This window comes from Streptomyces sp. NPDC049541, assembly GCF_044465725.1.
In the GTDB taxonomy this organism is placed as follows: Bacteria; Actinomycetota; Actinomycetes; order Streptomycetales; family Streptomycetaceae; genus Streptomyces.
Genome location: NZ_JBITLY010000001.1, coordinates 1,077,185 through 1,094,984, shown reverse-complemented (window position 1 = coordinate 1,094,984; position 17,800 = coordinate 1,077,185). Strand labels below are relative to the sequence as shown.

The following is a 17,800-nucleotide window of genomic DNA, read 5'->3' as shown; positions in this document are numbered from 1 at the left end:
GTTCGTTGTGATTGCTCGCGCCCACGCGGCGGAGCCGCATATCGAAACAGCCCCGCGCCCCTTGACGGCGGCTGCTCAGACCGCGGGTACGCAGCGGCCGTCCTCTGTCCTGTACGTCCACTTCGCGCCGTCCGTCACCAGTTCCTTGACGGCGGTGACGAAGCGCTCGACGTGTTCGTCGGGGGTGCCGGCGCCGAAGCTGACTCGGATGGCGTTGAGGGACTTCTCGCCGGGGGCGGCCTCGGGGGCGCCGCACTCGCCCTGGGTCTGCGGGTCGCTGCCCAGGAGGGTGCGGACCAGCGGGTGGGCGCAGAAGAGGCCGTCGCGGACGCCGATGCCGTACTCGGCGGAGAGCGCGGCGGCGAAGTGCGAGCTGTTCCAGCCCTCGACGACGAAGGAGAGCACGCCGACGCGGGGGGCCTCGTCACCGAAGAGGGACAGCACCTTGACCTGCGGGACCCCTGCCAGGCCCGCGCGTACCTTTTCGATCAGGTGCTGCTCGCGGGCGACCAGGGTGTCGAAGCCCGCCTCGGTGAGCGCCTTGCAGGCCGAGGCGATGGAGTAGGCGCCGATCACGTTCGGGGAACCGGCCTCGTGGCGGGCGGCGCTGTCGTGCCACTCGACGTCGACGCCGCCGTCCTCGCGCCGGGTGACCTTGCGGCTGGCGCCGCCGCCCGCGAGGTAGGGGTCGGCGGCCTGCAGCCAGTCGGCGCGGCCGGCCAGTACGCCGGAGCCGAAGGGCGCGTACAGCTTGTGGCCGGAGAAGGCGACCCAGTCGACGTCGAGGTCCTGCACGGAGACCGGGTGGTGCGGGGCGAGCTGGGCGGCGTCCAGGACGATGCGGGCACCGTGCGCGTGGGCCGCGGCCGCGAGCTCGCGCACCGGCCACAGCTCGCCGGTGACGTTGGAGGCGCCGGTGACGCAGACCAGGGCGGGACCGTAGGGGTCACGGTCGGCGAGGGCCTTCTCCAGGGACTCGACGGCCTGCTGCGGGGTGCGCGGGGCGTTGAGGTAGGTGACCCGGGCGGCCCGCGGCGCAGCCGCAAAAGGATGCAGCCAGGGCAGCAGGCTGGCATGGTGCTCGGTCTCGAAGACGAAGACCTGGCAGTCGGCCGGGAGGGCCTGCGCCAGCAGGTTGAGGGAGTCCGTGGTCGAGCGGGTGAAGATCAGCTGGTCGTCGGCGCGGCAGTCGAGGAACTCGGCGACCGTCCTGCGGGCGTTCTCGAACAGGTCGGTGGAGAGCTGCGAGAGGTAGCCGGCGCCGCGGTGGACGCTGCCGTAGTAGGGCGCGTACGCCGCGACGTCGTCCCACACGCGCTGGAGGGCCGGCGCGCTGGCCGCGTAGTCGAGCGCCGCATAGGTGACTTCGCCGCCCGTGACGAGCGGGACGGTGACATCCCGTCCCAGAACGGGCAGCGGAGAACAAACCGAGGTGGCGGCGGCAGCGGTGGAGACGGACATGGCGGAACTCCCGTGTAAGCAGGTGGAATTCGCCCCGCGAGCGGCATGACTCAAGCAGGGCGTGAAAAGGAAAGGGGATGCGGAGGCGGGGCTCTGCGGCCCTATCGCATTCGCTTGCTCACGGAAGGCTCCTCGACGACCAGGACCCCTGGTTGCTCGAGGGGTCCGCGCTTGCCGTAGACCTCGCTGCCTACGGCCTGGTCCTCACCCGGGGCACCCCGCCACGGACGGAGGGTTGCCGGACAGTCGGCCGGGGCCTCATGACTGTCACTCATGACCTGGACAGGAAAGTACGTGAAGTGATCGCGGTCCCGCAACTCGTGTCCGCATTGCGGGACCGCGCTCCCCTGCTATGCGTTGCTGGCCGCCACCCAGCGCTCCAGCGCCCGCTTGGCCGCGCCGGAGTCGATCGACTGGGCCGCCTTGTCCATGCCGGCCCGGATCTGCTCGGCCAGCGTCCCGGGGCCCGGGTCGAGGGCGACGAGCGCGGCCGCCGAGTTCAGGAGTACGGCGTCCCGTACGGGGCCCTTCTCACCGTCGAGGAGCCTGCGGGCGACCTCCGCGTTGTACGACGGGTCACCGCCGCGCAGGGCCTCAACCGGGACCAGCTCGATGCCGACGTCACGGGGATCGAAGGTCTCCTCGGTGACCTTGCCGTCGCGGACGACCCAGACGCGTGAGGTGGCCGTCGTCGTCAGCTCGTCGAAGCCGTCGTCGCCGCGGAAGACGAGGGAGGAGTTGCCGCGCTCGGCGAGGACGCCGGCGATGAGCGGCGCCAGGCGCGGGTCGGCGACCCCGACCGCCTGTGCCCTCACCTTCGCCGGGTTGGTCAGCGGACCGAGGGCGTTGAAGGTCGTCCGGATGCCCAACTGCCCTCGGGCGGCGGCCACATGACGCAGCGCCGGGTGGAACTTGATGGCGAAGCAGAAGGTGATGCCGGCTTCCTCCGCGACCTCCGCCACCCGCTTCGGCGTCAGTTCCAGATTGACGCCCAGCTTCTCCAGCACGTCCGAGGCGCCGGACGCCGAGGAGGCGGCCCGGTTGCCGTGCTTGACGACTTTTGCGCCCGTGCCCGCGATGACGATCGCGGACATCGTGGAGATGTTCACCGTCTTCGCGCCGTCACCGCCCGTTCCGACGATGTCGACGGTCCGCCCCGGCACCTCGATCACGTTCGCGTGCTCGTACATCGTCCGGACGAGCCCGGTGATCTCCTCGACGGTCTCGCCCTTGGCGCGCAGCGCCACCGCGAACCCGGCGATCTGGGCGTCGGTCGCCTCACCGCGCATGATCAGGTCCATCGCCCAGGCGGTGTCGTCGGCGCTGAGGTCGCGGCCGTCCAGCAGGCCGTTCAGCAGCAGGGGCCAGGAACGGCCCGCCGCGGTGTCGCCTCCAGCGGGGGTCACAGCGCTCATGGGGCCGCTCCTGGTCGTCGTAGAAGAAGAGAACGAGTGTGAGGCCACCCTATCCAGCTCAGCGCATGGAAAAGGGCCCCCGTCCGAAGACCGGACGGGGGCCCCTGCCGTGGCGTGGCGAGCCGCAGCGATCAGTGGTGGCCGTGGCCGCTGGTGATCTCCCTGTACTCCTCGACGGTCGGCTTCGGAATCTGGGACTCCTCGCCGTAGTACGCCTCGCTGAGCTTGGCGCGCAGTCGCTCGGAGCCCTTGACCTTGCGCTCGACGCCGTTCTCGTCGACCGTCGGGCCGATCTGGGCCGGCTTGTACTGCTCGTGCGCCGTGAGGGTGTGCAGGGCGTCCTGGCTGAGCGGCTCGTGCACCTCGATGAACTCACCGTGCGGCAGGCGCTTGATGATGCCCGACTCGCGGCCGTGCAGCACCTTGTCCTTGTCGCGGCGCTGGAGGCCGAGGCAGATCCGCTTGGTGGCGATGAACGTGAGCACCGGCACGACGAAGAAGCCGACGCGCACGAACCAGGTGATCGCGTTGATCGACAGGTGGAAGTGCGTGGCCCACAGGTCGTTGCCGCCACCGATCATCAGCACGAAGTACCAGGAGACCCACGCGGCACCGAACGCGGTACGCGTCGGGGCGTTGCGCGGACGGTCCAGGATGTGGTGCTCGCGCTTGTCGCCGGTGACCCAGGACTCGATGAACGGGTAGACCGCGATCGCGACCAGGACCAGCGGGAAGATCACCAGCGGGATGAACACGCCCAGGACGAGCGTGTGGCCCCACAGGTTGATCTCCCAGCCCGGCATCGTACGGATCAGGCCCTCGGAGAAGCCCATGTACCAGTCGGGCTGGGCGCCGGTGGACACCTGGTCCGGACGGTAGGGGCCCATGGCCCAGATCGGGTTGATCGAGGCGATCGCCGCGATGGCCGCGATGACGCCGAAGACCAGGAAGAAGAAGCCGCCGGCCTTCGCCATGTACACCGGCAGCAGCGGCATGCCGACGACGTTGTTGTTCGTCTTTCCGGGGCCCGCGAACTGCGTGTGCTTGTGGTAGAAGACCAGGATCAGATGGCCCACCATCAGGCCGAGCATGATGCCCGGCAGCAGCAGGATGTGGATCGAGTAGAAGCGGGCCACGAAGTCGCCGCCCGGGAACTCGCCGCCGAAGAGGAACATCGACAGGTACGTGCCGACGATCGGCACGGACAGGATCGCGCCCTCCATGAAGCGGACACCGGTGCCGGAGAGCAGGTCGTCCGGGAGCGAGTAACCGGTGAAGCCGGTGAACATGCCCAGGACGAGCAGCAGGAAGCCGAACAGCCAGTTGACCTCACGCGGCTTGCGGAACGCGCCGGTGAAGAACACACGCATCATGTGCACGAACATGCCCGCGAGGAAGATCAGCGCGGCCCAGTGGTGGATCTGCCGGATCAGCAGACCACCGCGCACGTCGAAGGAGATGTGCAGGGTCGAGTTGAACGCCTCGGACATCATCTGGCCCTGCAGCGGGATGTAGCTGCCGTGGTACTCCACCTCGTTCATCGACGGGTGGAAGAACAGCGTCAGATACACACCCGTGAGGATGATGATGATGAAGCTGTACATGCACACTTCGCCCAACATGAACGACCAGTGGTCGGGGAAGATCTTGCGCATGTTGGTCTTGGCCAGGGAGTAGATCCCCAGCCGGCCGTCGGCCCAGTCGGCGACGCGCTCGCCGGCGGGTGCCTTGCCGCGGCGTGCCGCGGCGCTGTCGTTGGTGCTCATCCGCGCTCCCAGAATGCAGGACCGACGGGCTCTTCGAAGTCGCCGAGCGCCTCGAGGTAGCCCTGGTCGTTCACGCCAATGCGCAGCTGCGGCAGGGCGTGACCGGCGGGGCCGAAGATCACCCGGGCGCCGTCGGACAGGTCGAAGGTGGACTGGTGGCAGGGGCACAGCACGTGGTGCGTCTGCTGCTCGTACAGCGAGATCGGGCAACCGACGTGGGTGCAGATCTTCGAGTACGCGACGATGCCCTCGTGCGACCACTCGAGCTCGCGCTTGTCCTTGATGTTGTCCGGCTGGATCCGGACGATCATCAGGGCCGCCTTGGCGATCTCGGTCTGGAAGTTCTCGTCGTGCTCCTCCAGGCCCTCGGGCTTGGCGAAGGTGAGCGAGCCGACCGCGACGTCGGAGGCACGCAGCGGCTCGTTGGTGTTCATGTTGACGAGCAGCTTGCCCTTGGACCACAGCGTGTGGCGAAGCTTGGTCCCCGGCAGCGGTCCGAGGTCGCGCAGCAGCATGACGCCGGAGAGCGGGAACAGGGCCAGCGCACCGAACATCGTGTTGCGGATGAGCTTGCGGCGGCCGAGCGCGGACTCCTTGGCGCCCTGCTTGAAGTCGGCCATGACCTTGGCCTTGACCTCGGGGGACGCCTCGATCGGGTGCCGCTCGTCGGCGATCTCCACGTCGGACATCAGGGTGCGGGCCCAGTGGACCGCGCCCGCACCGATGGCGAACAGCGCGAGGCCCAGGGTCAGGCCCAGCGCGAAGTTCAGCGCGTTGATGTGGCCGATCGGGAACACGAAGATCGACTTGTCGTGCGGGATCGCCACGTACGAGGCGATGAAGCCGACCGTGGCCAGCATCGAGACCGTGAACAGCATGGCCACCACACGCTCGGACCGCTTGGCGGCCCGCTCGTCGATGTCCTGCACCCGGTGCTCGTGGGGCGGCAGACCGGGGTCCGCGAACGGGTTCTGCTCGTCCGCGAGGCTCACGGTGCCGTGCGCGTCCTGCTCAGCGGGCAGGTTCTCTTCTGGAATGTCTTGGCTACTCATGACTTCTTGGCCTTTGCGGTCCGAGCGGCGACCCAGACGGCGACCGCGATCAGCGCGCCGAGTCCGAAGATCCAGGCGAACAGGCCCTCGGAGACCGGGCCGAGTCCGCCCAGCTCAAGGCCGCCGGGGCTCTCGGTGTCGTCACCGTTGACCGCGTTCAGGTACGCGATGATGTCCTTCTTGTTCTGCTCCGACATCGTGGTGTCGGGGAACGACGGCATGTTCTGCGGGCCGGTCTGCATGGCCTCGTAGATGTGCTTCGGGGCGACGCCCTCGAGGCTCGGCGCGAACTTGCCGTGCGTCAGCGCACCGCCCTTGCCGGTGAAGTTGTGGCACTGCGCGCAGTTGGTGCGGAACAGCTCGCCACCCTTGGCGATGTCGGCACCGTCCGGGCCGTACTGCGCCGCCGTCGGGATGGACGGGCCGGCGCCGAGGGAGGAGATGTACGCGGCGAGCTGGTCGATCTGGGGCTGCGTGTAGATGACCTTCTTGCGCGGGATCTGCGCGCCCGGCTGCTGGGCCGGCATACGGCCGGTGCCGACCTGGAAGTCGACGGCCGCGGCACCCACGCCGACGAGGCTCGGACCGTCGGTGGTTCCCTGACCGCCGGTGCCGTGGCAGCTGGCGCAGCCCACGGAGTAGAGCTTCTTGCCCTCGTCGATGGCAAGGGACTGGGCGGTGTCATCGGCCTGCGCCTTGCTCGCGGGTGCGAACGCGGCGTACAGCCCCCCTGTGCATGCCAGCGCGAGGAGTAGGACGACGAGCGCCGCCATGGGATGGCGTCGTCGTGCGGAGAGCTTTTTCACGGATTACCCCGGTGTCAGGATCTTCTGCGTCGATGCTTGTGGGTTGTGCGCCGCGCAGGCGCACGCGGGAACGGGCCCGGCTACTTGATCAGGTAGATCGTGGCGAAGAGGCCGATCCACACGACATCGACGAAGTGCCAGTAGTAGGACACGACGATGGCCGCGGTCGCCTGCTCGTGGGTGAACCTCTTGGCCGCGTAGGTGCGGCCGAGAACGAACAGGAAGGCGATGAGGCCGCCCGTCACGTGCATGCCGTGGAACCCGGTGGTCAGGTAGAACACCGAGCCGTACGGGTCGGAGGACAGGGAGAGCCCGTCCTTCTTCACCAGCTCCGTGTACTCGAAGATCTGACCGCCGATGAAGATCGCACCCATCACGAACGTGATGATGAACCAGCCCCGGAGCTTCTTCACGTCCCCGCGCTCGGCGGCGAACACGCCGAGCTGGCAGGTCAGGGAGGAGAGCACCAGGATCGTGGTGTTGGTTGCGGAGAACGGAAGGTTGAGATGACTCGCCATCTCCTTCCAGTGATCCGGACCGGTCACCGATCGCAGGGTGAAGTACATCGCGAAGAGGGCCGCGAAGAACATCAGCTCGGAACTCAGCCAGATGATGGTTCCGACGCTGGTGAGGTTCGGCCGGTTGACCGACGGGTGCGCGTGCCCGGTTTCTACTGTCGTTGCTGTCGCCACGACCGACATTATGTCGGTCGCTTATCCCGCCCTCACTCCGGGGGGTGCCGTTCGGAGTGTTGCTGCCGTCCATACCGGTGTTGACGTGGTGTTGAACGGAGTAACATCCGCCCCATCGGGCCTTTCCGTACGACGCTGACGTCTCGGAGGAACTATGCAGCCGACCGCCACGGTGCTGGTCTACAGCGACGACTCCAACACCCGCGAACAGGTGCGGCTCGCGACCGGGCGCAGGCCCGCTCCCGACGTTCCCGTCGTCGAGTTCCTGGAGTGCGCGACGCCGGCCGCCGTCATCAAGGAGCTGGACCGGGGCGGCATCGACGTGTGCGTCCTGGACGGCGAGGCCGTGCCCATGGGAGGCATGGGGATGTGCCGGCAGATCAAGGACGAGGTGTTCGACTGCCCGCCGGTGCTGCTGCTCATTGCACGGCCTCAGGATGCCTGGCTGGCCACGTGGAGTCGGGCGGATGCCGCGGTCACCTTGCCGGTGGAGCCTGTGGAGTTCGCCTCGGCGTTGGCTTCCTTGTTGCGGCAGAAGGCGCTTCAGCAGAGCGCCTGAGAGCTCGGGACGGCCCGTGGTTCGGCGACTGCGGGCCGTTTGTGGCTTGTCGCGCCCACGCCGGCGGAGCCGCATATCGACACAGCCCCGCGCCCCTGAAGGGGCGCTGTCCCTCAGCCTCGTGTCAGACGTTCTGCGGTCTCAGTCTTGCCGCGTCGTCCGGGCTGGGGCCGTCGGGTTTACCGGCCACCAGGGCGCTGCCCTGGCGCCACTGTTTCCAGGCCAGGTTCCAGTCGCCGAAGCCGTTGCCGAAGGGCTCCATGGTCTCGCCGTTGGAGTTGATGACCTTCACCACGTCGCCCTCGTGGACGGTGTTGAAGAACCACTCGGCGTTGGCGGTGCTCATGCCGGTGCAGCCGTGGCTGACGTTGGCGTAGCCCTGGGAGCCCACTGACCAGGGGGCCGCGTGGACGTACTCGCCGCTCCAGGTGAGGCGGGTGGCCCAGTAGACGGGCAGGTCGTAGGAGTCGGCGCTGCCCTCGGCGATGCCTACGGTGGCGCTGCGCATGCGTACGAAGGACTGCTTGCCCAGGACGACCTTGACGCCGTTGCGGGTCTCGAAGCCGGGCTTGCCGGTGGTGACGGGGAGTTCCCTGATGTCCTCGCCGTTCTTGTACACCGTCATGGAGTGCGCCGCTGCGTCGGTGACGGCGATGAGGCTGTCGCCGATGGTGAGCTTCAGCGGCTTGCTCCTGGCGCCCCACAGGCGGTCGCCGACCTTGATGCCGTCCAGGTTGCTGTGCACCTGGACGGTGGCGTGGGCGGGCCAGTAGTCCTTGGGGCGGTAGTGGAGTTCCTTGTCGTCCACCCAGTGCCAGGCGCCCTGCACGGCGGGCACGGAGTCCACCCGGAGTGCCCGTTCGACGATGGCGCGCTGGGCCCTGTCCCTGACGGGCTGGTCGAGTTGGGCGGTGACGGGCTGGCCGACGCCGTACTCGCCGGAGTCGGGGCCGAACTTCACGTTCAGGCGCTTCTTGGTGGTGGGGATGCTGGTGTCGAAGGTGAGGACCTTGCGGCCCGGTGCCCCGTCCTCGTCCTCCGTGCTCACCCGGACCGTGTAGTGGGCGTTGGCGGCGAGCGGGGAGGTGTTGTGCCAGTGGGTGCCGTCGGCGGAGAGTTCGCCCGCCACATAGCGGCCTGCGGCGTCCGTGGCGGTGACGTCCGTGAGGCGGCCGCCGTCACCGGCAGTGACCTCCAGGGCCTTGTCCGGGTCCGCCTTCTTCCCGTCACCCTTGAGACCGTTGAGGGAGACCTGGTCCGTCGCGTCGTACGGCCTGCCGGCCAGCGGGTTGCCCCCGCTGCTGCAAGCGGTGCCGCCCGCGCCGAGGGCGATCACCAGCAGAGTGCAGCTGACGACGGTGCGGGTGCGCGGAGAGTGGTTCATGTCCCTCACGCTATGGACGTTCGTCAAGGACGGCGCGCGGGGTAATCCGTACGAGGTAACGCTATTGGGGCAAAAGTGGGAGCCCGGACGCTCCTTACGGAGTGTCCGGGCTCCCACTGGGCGCTGCGCGTGCTACTGGGTGCGGTTCTCACCGCGGTAGTACTCGAAGACCCAGCCGTACAGGCCGATCATGATGATCGGCGCGGAGAAGTACAGCAGCCACCAGCCGATCGCGATCGACAGGAAGGCGAGCGCACCACCGACCCCGAGGGCCAGCGGCTGCCAGCTGTGCGGGCTGAAGAACCCGACCTCGCCGGCGTCGTCCGCGACGTCCGCCTCCTTGTTGTCCATCGCACCCGCGTCGACCCGCTTGGCCGTGAAGCCGAGGTAGAAGCCGACCATGATGCACAGACCGAAGGCCAGGAAGAGCGCCGTGGTACCGGCCGGCTCCTTCGACCACACGCCATAGACCACCGCCATGGCGAGGACGAAGACGCTCAGCCACATGAACATCTTGCCCTGAACCTTCACTTGCCGGCCTCCTTGCCACCAGCCAGAGCCTTCTCACCGTGAGGGGCGTTCTCGAGCTGGTCGAGAGCGGCGATCTCAGGGTGGTGCAGGTCGAACGCCGGGGATTCGCTGCGGATCCGCGGCAGGGTGAGGAAGTTGTGCCGCGGCGGCGGGCAGGACGTCGCCCACTCCAGCGAGCGGCCGTAGCCCCACGGGTCGTCGACGCCGACCGGCTTGCCGTACTTGGCCGTCTTCCACACGTTGTAGAGGAACGGCAGGATCGACATGCCGAGCAGGAACGAGCTGATCGTCGAGATCGTGTTCAGGGCGGTGAAGCCGTCGGCCGCGAGGTAGTCCGCGTAACGACGCGGCATGCCCTCGGCACCCAGCCAGTGCTGGACCAGGAAGGTGCCGTGGAAGCCGATGAACAGCGTCCAGAAGGTGATCTTCCCGAGGCGCTCGTCGAGCATCTTGCCGGTCATCTTCGGCCACCAGAAGTGGAATCCGGAGAACATCGCGAAGACGACGGTGCCGAAGACCACGTAGTGGAAGTGCGCCACCACGAAGTACGAGTCCGAGACGTGGAAGTCCATCGGCGGCGAGGCCAGGATGACACCGGTCAGACCACCGAAGGTGAAGGTGACCAGGAAGCCGGTCGCCCAGAGCATCGGGGTCTCGAAGGACAGGGACCCCTTCCACATCGTTCCGATCCAGTTGAAGAACTTCACGCCGGTCGGTACGGCGATGAGGAACGTCATGAAGGAGAAGAACGGCAGCAGCACACCGCCGGTGACGTACATGTGGTGGGCCCACACGGTCACGGACAGGCCCGCGATGGCGATGGTCGCGCCGATCAGGCCCATGTAGCCGAACATCGGCTTGCGGGAGAAGACCGGGATGACCTCGGAGATGATGCCGAAGAACGGCAGCGCGATGATGTACACCTCTGGATGGCCGAAGAACCAGAAGAGGTGTTGCCACAGCAGGGCGCCGCCGTTGGCCGCGTCGAAGACATGCGCACCGAACTTCCGATCCGCCTCCAGCGCGAACAGCGCGGCGGCGAGGACCGGGAAGGCGAGCAGGACCAGCACCGCGGTCAGCAGCACGTTCCACACGAAGATCGGCATGCGGAACATGGTCATGCCGGGCGCGCGCATGCAGATGATGGTGGTGATGAAGTTGACCGCACCGAGGATCGTGCCGAAGCCGGAGAAGGCCAGACCCATGATCCACAGGTCGGCGCCGACGCCCGGGCTGCGGACCGCGTCCGAGAGCGGGGAGTAGGCGAACCACCCGAAGTCGGCCGCGCCCTGCGGGGTGAGGAAGCCGCCCACCGCGATCGTCGAGCCGAACAGGTAGAGCCAGTAGGCGAACATGTTCAGCCGCGGGAACGCCACGTCGGGCGCGCCGATCTGCAGCGGCATGATCCAGTTGGTGAAGCCCGCGAACAGCGGCGTCGCGAACATCAGCAGCATGATCGTGCCGTGCATCGTGAACGCCTGGTTGAACTGCTCGTTCGACATGATCTGCAGACCAGGCCGGGCCAGCTCGGCGCGCATCAGCAGCGCCATCACGCCGCCGATCAGGAAGAACGCGAACGACGTGACGAGGTAGAGCGTCCCGATCGTCTTGTGGTCAGTGGTGGTGAGCCACTTGATGACCACGTTGCCGGGCTGCTTGCGCCGGACCGGCAGCTCGTCCGCGTAGTGGGACTCTGCCGCGGCACCCTGGGGTTCGTTGACGATGCTCACAGGTTGTTCGTCTCCCGGTTCTTCTCGTGGCTCGTCTGCGCGATGCCGGCGGGAACGTAACCGGTCTGGCCCTTCTTGGCGAGGTCCTCGAGGTGCTTCTCGTAGTCGTCCGGGGAGACGACCTTCACGTTGAACAGCATTCGGGAGTGGTCGACGCCGCAGAGCTCGGCGCACTTGCCGAGGAAGGTGCCCTTCTTGTTGGGGGTCACCTGGAAGGCGTTGGTGTGGCCCGGGATGACGTCCATCTTCATCAGGAACGGCACCACCCAGAAGGAGTGGATGACGTCACGCGAGGTGAGGACGAAGCGGACCGTCTTGCCCTCGGGGAGCCAGAGGGTCGGGCCGGGGTTGTGGGTGTCCTGGTCCTTCGAGGCCGGCGTACCGACGTCGTAGACACCGCCGGCGTTCGCCGGGAACTCGTTCTTGAACCGGTCCGGAATGGCGGCCAGGTTCTTGTCGGTCTTCGCGTCACCGGTGACACCGGGGACGGGCTCGATGTAGTTGAAGCCCCAGCTCCACTGGAAGCCGACGACGTTCACGGTGACGTCGGGCTTCTTGTCGGAGAGGCTGAGCAGCTTCGACTCGTCGCGGGCCGTGAAGTAGAACAGCACCGAGACGATGACGAGCGGAACCACCGTGTACAGCGCCTCGATCGGCATGTTGTACCGGGTCTGCGGAGGAACCTCGACCTTGGTGCGGCTGCGCCGGTGGAAGATCGCGCTCCAGATGATCAGACCCCACACCAGCACGCCGACGGCGAGCGCGGCAGCCCAGGAGCCCTGCCACAGGGAGAGGATCCGCGGAGCCTCTTCCGTGGTCGGGGTGGGCATACCAAGGCGGGGGAAGTCCTTGTATGTGCAACCGGTGGCGGTCGCCAGGACCAGGCCCGCGGTCATTGCCTGCAGCAGCTTCCGCCGCATCGGGCGCCGCGGCGAGCGGTCGGAGCCGTTGGGACTCACGTAGCGCCTTCCCGAGAGTCTCGCCCGCGCGGTTGGCTGCGGCCTGCCTTCTTCGGTGGTCGGTCGCCGCCCTGCGTCGGGCAGGGGTTTGGATGTTTATGCGGACCAAACCCTAGCCGACGCCTTCCGGGGGGTCGCGGGGAGGGTGGCATACGCGCCGCCGGTCACCCCGAAAGGGGGTTGGTGCGCCTAGTAGCTCGGGACTTCGGGTGGTTTGGCGGGTGCGGGTGGTTCGTGGTTGTTGGCGCCCACGCGGCGGGGCCGCACATCGACACAGCCCCCCCTCCTGCCATCACCGGCGGCTTAACGTTGCCGTATGGCCTACTTCGACGCCGCTTCTGCAGCTCCTCTTCATCCCGTTGCCCGGCAGGCCCTGCTGGCCTCTCTGGACGAGGGGTGGGCCGACCCGGCGCGGTTGTACCGAGAGGGGCGGCGGGCCCGGATGCTGCTGGACGCCGCGCGGGAGGCCGCCGCTGAGGCCGTGGGGTGCCGTCCTGACGAGCTGGTCTTCACCTCATCCGGCACTCGGGCCATACACAGCGGTGTCGCCGGGGCGTTGGCCGGGCGTCACCGGATCGGGCGTCACCTGATCGTGTCGGCGGTCGAACACTCCTCGGTGCTTCATGCGGCTGACGCGCACGAGGCCGGCGGTGGGAGCGTGACGCAGATCGAGGTGGACCGGCAGGGCAGGGTGACGCCGGCGTCGTACGCGGAAGCCCTGCGCCCGGACACCGCGCTGGCCTGTCTTCAGTCGGCCAACCACGAGGTGGGCACCGAGCAGCCGGTGGCCGAAGTGGCTGCCGTCTGCCGGGAGTCCGGGGTGCCCTTGCTGGTGGATGCGGCGCAGTCGCTGGGGTGGGGGCCAGTGGGGGGCGAGTGGTCGCTGCTTGCGGCCAGTGCGCACAAGTGGGGCGGGCCCTCGGGGGTCGGGCTGCTCGTCGTACGAAAAGGCGTGCGGTTCGTGTCGCAAGGGCCTGCGGACGAGCGGGAGTCGGGGCGGGCCGCCGGGTTCGAGAATCTGCCGGCGATCGTGGCGGCGGCCGCCTCGTTGCGGGCGGTGCGGGCGGAGGCGGAGCAAGAGGCGGTACGGCTGCGGGGGCTGACGGAGCGGATCCGGGTGCGGGTGCCGCGGTCGGTGCCGGACGTGGAGGTGGTCGGGGATCCGGAGCGGCGGCTGCCGGGGGTCGTCACCTTCTCCTGTCTCTATGTCGACGGGGAGACACTGCTGCACGAGCTGGACCGGGAGGGTTTCTCCGTTTCCTCCGGGTCGTCCTGCACCAGCAGCACGCTGACGCCCAGCCATGTGTTGAAGGCGATGGGGGTGCTGAGTGAGGGGAACGTGCGGGTTTCCCTGCCGATGGGGACGCCGGAGGAGGACGTCGAACGGTTCCTGGAGGTGCTGCCGGGGGCGGTGGCGGGGGTGCGGGAGAAGCTGGGGGCGCCGGCTGCGGCGGCGGCCGTGCGGCAGGACGACGCCCTGGTCGTCGACGCCCTCGGCAAGCGCTGCCCGATCCCCGTCATCGAGCTCGCCAAGGTCATCGGGGACGTGCCGGTGGGCGGCACGGTCCGCGTGCTGTCCGACGACGAGGCGGCGCGGCTGGACATCCCGGCGTGGTGCGAGATGCGAGGCCAGGAGTACGTGGGTGAGGAGCCGGCGGACCACGGTGCCGCGTATGTGGTCCGCCGGGTGGCGTAGGTCAGGCCAGGTGCTTCTGGACCTCGGCGGCGGCCTCGTCGCCGTAGGCCTTGGCGAACCGGTCCATGAAGTGGGCGCGCCGCAGCTGGTACTCCTGGGTGCCGACCGTCTCGATGACGAGCGTGGCGAGCATGCAGCCGACCTGGGCCGCGCGCTCCAGGGAGACGCCCCAGGCGAGACCGGAGAGGAAACCGGCGCGGAAGGCGTCGCCGACGCCCGTGGGGTCGGCCTTGCGCTCCTCCTCCGCGCAGCCGACCTCGATCGGGTCCTCGCCGGCCCGTTCGATGCGGACGCCTCGGGAACCGAGGGTGGTGACGCGGTGGCCGACCTTGGCGAGGATCTCGGCGTCGTTCCAGCCGGTCTTGGACTCGATCAGGCCCTTCTCGTACTCGTTCGAGAAGAGGTACGTGGCGCCCTCCAGCAGTATCCGGATCTCGTCGCCGTTCATCCGGGCGATCTGCTGGGAGAAGTCGGCGGCGAAGGGGATGGACCGGGAGCGGCACTCCTCGGTGTGGCGGAGCATCGCCTCCGGGTCGTCGGCGCCGATCAGGACCAGGTCGAGGCCGCCCACGCGGTCCGCGACGGTCTTCAGCTCGATCTGGCGGGCCTCGCTCATCGCGCCCGTGTAGAACGAGCCGATCTGGTTGTGGTCCGAGTCCGTGGTGCACACGAAGCGGGCGGTGTGCAGGGTCTCGGAGATACGGACCGAGTCGGTGTCGACGCCGTGCCGGTCCAGCCAGGCGCGGTACTCGTCGAAGTCGAAGCCGGCGGCGCCGACCAGGATCGGGGTCGTGCCGAGCTGACCCATGCCGAAGGCGATGTTGGCGCCGACGCCGCCCCGGCGTACGTCGAGGTTGTCGACCAGGAAGGAGAGCGAGACCGTGTGCAGCTGGTCCGCGACGAGCTGGTCGGCGAAGCGGCCGGGGAAGGTCATGAGGTGGTCGGTGGCGATGGAGCCGGTGACTGCGATGCGCACGGCGGGGACTCTCCTGTGAGAGACGGGAGGGCGGATGGACAGTTCACGCTACCGGGTCGTAGCCGGGCTCTGAAGTGGCCAAAACTACCCGATAGTAGATCTTTCTCGGTGGCCTGCCCCGTGCATACGGTTCCGGTATGACGAACCTGAAGGTCCATGCCCCGGTCCCGGTCGACCTGGAAGGCGACCTCGCGTCGCTGCGCGGCGACTGCGCCCGGATGGTCCCCCACTGGGCCGCCCCCGACCGCATCGCTTCCCGCCCGGTCTCCCCGTCACTCATCCACGGCGTGATCGTGCCGCCGAAGTCGGCCCGTCTGCTGGACTCGATGTCGGACTACGGCGACTGAGCGCGGTCTGCAGTCCGCCACGGCCGGGTAGCCGCGCCGGCGCATCCGAAGGGAACCGCGCGCTCCTCCGCTGCGTCCCATCGCCGTCCCCCACCGAGGGGATGTGCGATACGACCCTTCCGCGGTCCGTTTTGACAGGGCCGGGTCAGGGTCACAGGACAGCTGTGCAGGCGAAGGAGCGATGCGGTGAACACCGAGCGACCCGACAACGACGCCCCGAACGAGAACGGCCCCGCCGAGGACCAGGGTGCCGTGGCGGAGCAGGGCGCCGTGGGCGCCGAGGCTCCGGGCGTCACGGAGGGAGACGCGGACGCTCCTGGGGAGGAAGCCGGCGCGGAACGTGGTGGGGTCGCGGGGGAGGACGCCGAGGCCGAGGCCATCGGTGCGGTTGAGAAGACCGGCACGGGCGAGCAGACCGGCACCGGAGAGGAATCCGCCACGGCCGGGGCGACCGCCCGGGTCAAGGGACCCGACGCGGGTGAGGCCACCGGCTCGGGCCAGCACACCGGCTCGGGCGAGGAGACCACCAAGGCCGGGGCGGCCGTACGGGTCGAAGGACCCAACCCCGGCACGGAGAAGACCGGGGCCCAGGGAGAGGGCGACCAGGCCGAGACCACCGGCGCAGGAGAGGCGACCGGCACCGGCGAGGAATCCGCCACGGCCGGGGCGACCGCGGGGGTCGAGGGACCCGGCGCAGGTGAGGCATCCACCCCGGTCAGGGCGACCGCCCCAGAGGGGACCGCCGCGGGCGGGACGGCCGCCGAGGCCGAGCGAACCGCCGCGGGCGAGCGAACCGCCGGGGCCGAAGAAGCCGCCGAGGTCGGAGTGACCGCCCGTGCCGAGGAGACCGAGGCCGCCAAGGGGCCGACGATCGGCGACGGCAGTGACACCGAGATTCACGACGCCACCCCCGATCCAGACGCGGAAGAGTCCCGTCCGTCCCGGCGTCGCTCCCCCGTGCTCATCGCCTCCGTGGCCGCTGCCGTGCTGCTGGTGGGCGGTGGTGGGGCGTACCTCGCCGCGTCGGCCTCCGGCGGGTCCGGTGGGGGTACGAACCCCGGCGTCTCCGGTGGCGGCACCACTCCCCCGCCGCTCGTGCTCGACGGTTACTCCGAGGGTGGTACGAACGGGATCGCGCCCGGGGAGCCCAACCCGTACGGCGTGCGGTACAAGGCCGAGGGCACCCTGCCCGACGGGCCGGACTCGGCGCCCGTGTACCGGGCGGCCGGCGAGGTCACCAGGGACGAGGTGGCGCGGCTGGCCAAGGCGCTCGGGCTGGACGGGACGCCGGTGGCGCAGGGACAGGCCTGGCAGGTGGGGCCCGCAAAGGACGGGTCCGGGCCGAGTCTCGTGGTGGACAAGCAGGCCCCGGGGACGTGGACGTTCCACCGGTACTCGGCCGGCACCGACGCCTGTCGGAGCGCCATCGCGTGTACGAAGGATCCCGCGAACCCGGCCGGTGCCACGGTGAGCGAGGCCGCCGCGAAGAAGGCCGCGGCGCCGGTGCTGAAGGCGGTCGGCCAGGACGACGCGAAGGTGGACGCGAGCCAGATCATGGGCGCCCAGCGGGTGGTGAACGCGAACCCCTTGGTCGGCGGGCTGCCCACCTACGGCTGGACGACCGGGCTGACCGTCGGCACGCAGGGCGAAGTGGTCGGCGGCAGTGGGCGGTTGAAGGCGCCGGTGAAGAGCGACACGTATCCCGTGCTGGGTGCGCAGAAGACGCTGGACCTGATGAACGCGGCGCCCACGATCGGCCACCGCATGGGCATCGGCGGCTGCGCCAGCCCCGTACCGCTGAAGGACCGGCTGGAGGCGCCGTGCGGGCAGTCGCCCTCCGGGGCGGGTGCGAAGCAGACCGTCGCCGTGGACGGTGCGGTCTTCGGGCTGGCGGTGCATGCGGTGGACGGACGGCATGCGCTGGTGCCGTCCTGGCTGTTCCAGGTGAAGGGCGCGGGCGCGCAGAACGGCTTCACGGTGACGTATCCGGCCGTCGACCCGAAGTACCTGGCCTCGAACTCGACGACGCCGTCCGGGCAGCCCACCCCTTCCACGACCGCGCCGGCCACCCGTGACGTGAAGGTGGACTACTACACCGCCGACGGCAAGGACCTGACCGTGAGCTTCACGGGCGGTGTGTGCGCCGACTACACGGCGACGGCGAGCGAGAGCTCCGACCAGGTGACCGTGAAGGTCACCGAGACGCCGTGGAAGGGCAAGATCTGCATCATGATCGCCAAGGCGATCGAGAAGACGGTCCACCTGGAGAAGCCGCTGGGCGACCGGAAGGTCGTCGGCACCGACGGCAAGCAGATTCTGCTGCCGAACCCGGGGCAGCGGCTGCCGGGGAAGACGGCCGGGGTGCAGTAGCCCGTCCGATACGCGAAGGCGGCGGCCCTGTCGGAGGGGGCCGCCGCCTTCGGTCT

Annotated in this window: 15 protein-coding genes and 1 riboswitch; of the genes, 4 read left to right on the top strand and 11 right to left on the bottom strand. The window is 69.0% G+C overall.

What is annotated here, in order from left to right:
• Positions 1-75: 75 nt before the first annotated feature.
• From ACIBW9_RS05000 to ACIBW9_RS04975, 6 genes are all read right to left on the bottom strand, one after another.
• The gene (locus ACIBW9_RS05000) at positions 76-1,461 is read right to left on the bottom strand and encodes an aminotransferase class V-fold PLP-dependent enzyme (protein ID WP_398951260.1); all 1,386 of its coding nucleotides are present in this window, start codon (positions 1,459-1,461) and stop codon (positions 76-78) included.
• 162 nt (positions 1,462-1,623) lie between these two features.
• Positions 1,624-1,740: riboswitch (SAM riboswitch) on the bottom strand.
• A 71-nt stretch (positions 1,741-1,811) separates the two neighbouring features.
• Positions 1,812-2,876 carry an anthranilate phosphoribosyltransferase gene (gene trpD, locus ACIBW9_RS04995; protein WP_398951258.1) on the bottom strand — a complete coding sequence of 355 codons (1,065 nt, stop codon included), beginning with the start codon at positions 2,874-2,876 and terminating at the stop codon, positions 1,812-1,814.
• A 131-nt stretch (positions 2,877-3,007) separates the two neighbouring features.
• On the bottom strand, positions 3,008-4,642 hold the full coding sequence (locus tag ACIBW9_RS04990; protein WP_398951257.1) for a cytochrome bc complex cytochrome b subunit: 1,635 nt from the start codon (positions 4,640-4,642) through the stop codon (positions 3,008-3,010).
• Entirely contained in the window at positions 4,639-5,694 is a 1,056-nt protein-coding gene (locus tag ACIBW9_RS04985) for a Rieske 2Fe-2S domain-containing protein (RefSeq protein ID WP_398951255.1), read from the bottom strand. The genes ACIBW9_RS04990 and ACIBW9_RS04985 overlap by 4 nt, the downstream gene beginning before the upstream one ends.
• Positions 5,691-6,500, bottom strand: a complete 810-nt coding sequence (locus ACIBW9_RS04980; protein ID WP_398951253.1) for a c-type cytochrome — start codon at positions 6,498-6,500, stop codon at positions 5,691-5,693. Before ACIBW9_RS04980 ends, ACIBW9_RS04985 begins: the two co-directional genes overlap by 4 nt.
• 80 nt (positions 6,501-6,580) lie before the next feature.
• On the bottom strand, positions 6,581-7,201 hold the full coding sequence (locus ACIBW9_RS04975) for a heme-copper oxidase subunit III (protein WP_019067823.1): 621 nt from the start codon (positions 7,199-7,201) through the stop codon (positions 6,581-6,583).
• A 145-nt stretch (positions 7,202-7,346) separates the two neighbouring features.
• Between ACIBW9_RS04975 and ACIBW9_RS04970 the strand changes: the two genes are divergently transcribed.
• Positions 7,347-7,751: a hypothetical protein gene (locus ACIBW9_RS04970; protein WP_398951251.1), complete on the top strand. Its 405-nt coding sequence runs from the start codon at positions 7,347-7,349 to the stop codon at positions 7,749-7,751.
• Positions 7,752-7,875: 124 nt separating this feature from the next.
• Here ACIBW9_RS04970 and ACIBW9_RS04965 read toward each other — a convergent pair whose 3' ends face one another.
• The 4 genes from ACIBW9_RS04965 to coxB all read right to left on the bottom strand — a co-directional run bounded on the left by ACIBW9_RS04965 (position 7,876) and on the right by coxB (position 12,355).
• Positions 7,876-9,135, bottom strand: coding sequence for an Ig-like domain-containing protein (locus ACIBW9_RS04965; RefSeq protein WP_398951249.1), 1,260 nt, complete (start codon positions 9,133-9,135; stop codon positions 7,876-7,878).
• Between the two features lie 132 nt (positions 9,136-9,267).
• Positions 9,268-9,666 (bottom strand): cytochrome c oxidase subunit 4, encoded by a 399-nt coding sequence (locus ACIBW9_RS04960; RefSeq protein ID WP_115908610.1) that lies wholly within the window; start codon positions 9,664-9,666, stop codon positions 9,268-9,270.
• The gene (gene ctaD / locus ACIBW9_RS04955) at positions 9,663-11,396 is read right to left on the bottom strand and encodes a cytochrome c oxidase subunit I (RefSeq protein ID WP_389069584.1); all 1,734 of its coding nucleotides are present in this window, start codon (positions 11,394-11,396) and stop codon (positions 9,663-9,665) included. The genes ACIBW9_RS04960 and ctaD overlap by 4 nt, the downstream gene beginning before the upstream one ends.
• Positions 11,393-12,355 carry a cytochrome c oxidase subunit II gene (gene coxB / locus ACIBW9_RS04950; protein WP_398951246.1) on the bottom strand — a complete coding sequence of 321 codons (963 nt, stop codon included), beginning with the start codon at positions 12,353-12,355 and terminating at the stop codon, positions 11,393-11,395. Before coxB ends, ctaD begins: the two co-directional genes overlap by 4 nt.
• 316 nt (positions 12,356-12,671) lie before the next feature.
• Here coxB and ACIBW9_RS04945 point away from each other — a divergent pair, with 316 nt between their 5' ends.
• On the top strand, positions 12,672-14,051 hold the full coding sequence (locus ACIBW9_RS04945; protein WP_398951244.1) for a cysteine desulfurase/sulfurtransferase TusA family protein: 1,380 nt from the start codon (positions 12,672-12,674) through the stop codon (positions 14,049-14,051).
• A gap of 1 nt (position 14,052) precedes the next feature.
• Here the strand turns inward: ACIBW9_RS04945 and ACIBW9_RS04940 are convergent, their stop codons facing one another.
• On the bottom strand, positions 14,053-15,027 hold the full coding sequence (locus tag ACIBW9_RS04940; protein ID WP_398951242.1) for a carbohydrate kinase family protein: 975 nt from the start codon (positions 15,025-15,027) through the stop codon (positions 14,053-14,055).
• Positions 15,028-15,164: 137 nt separating this feature from the next.
• On the opposite strand from ACIBW9_RS04940, the gene ACIBW9_RS04935 reads away from it, so the two are divergent.
• Both ACIBW9_RS04935 and ACIBW9_RS04930 read left to right on the top strand, forming a co-directional pair.
• A complete protein-coding gene (locus tag ACIBW9_RS04935; RefSeq protein ID WP_398951240.1) occupies positions 15,165-15,374 on the top strand; it encodes a hypothetical protein in 210 nt (69 codons plus the stop codon).
• 186 nt (positions 15,375-15,560) lie between these two features.
• Positions 15,561-17,744, top strand: a complete 2,184-nt coding sequence (locus ACIBW9_RS04930) for a hypothetical protein (RefSeq protein WP_398951238.1) — start codon at positions 15,561-15,563, stop codon at positions 17,742-17,744.
• Positions 17,745-17,800: the final 56 nt, after the last annotated feature.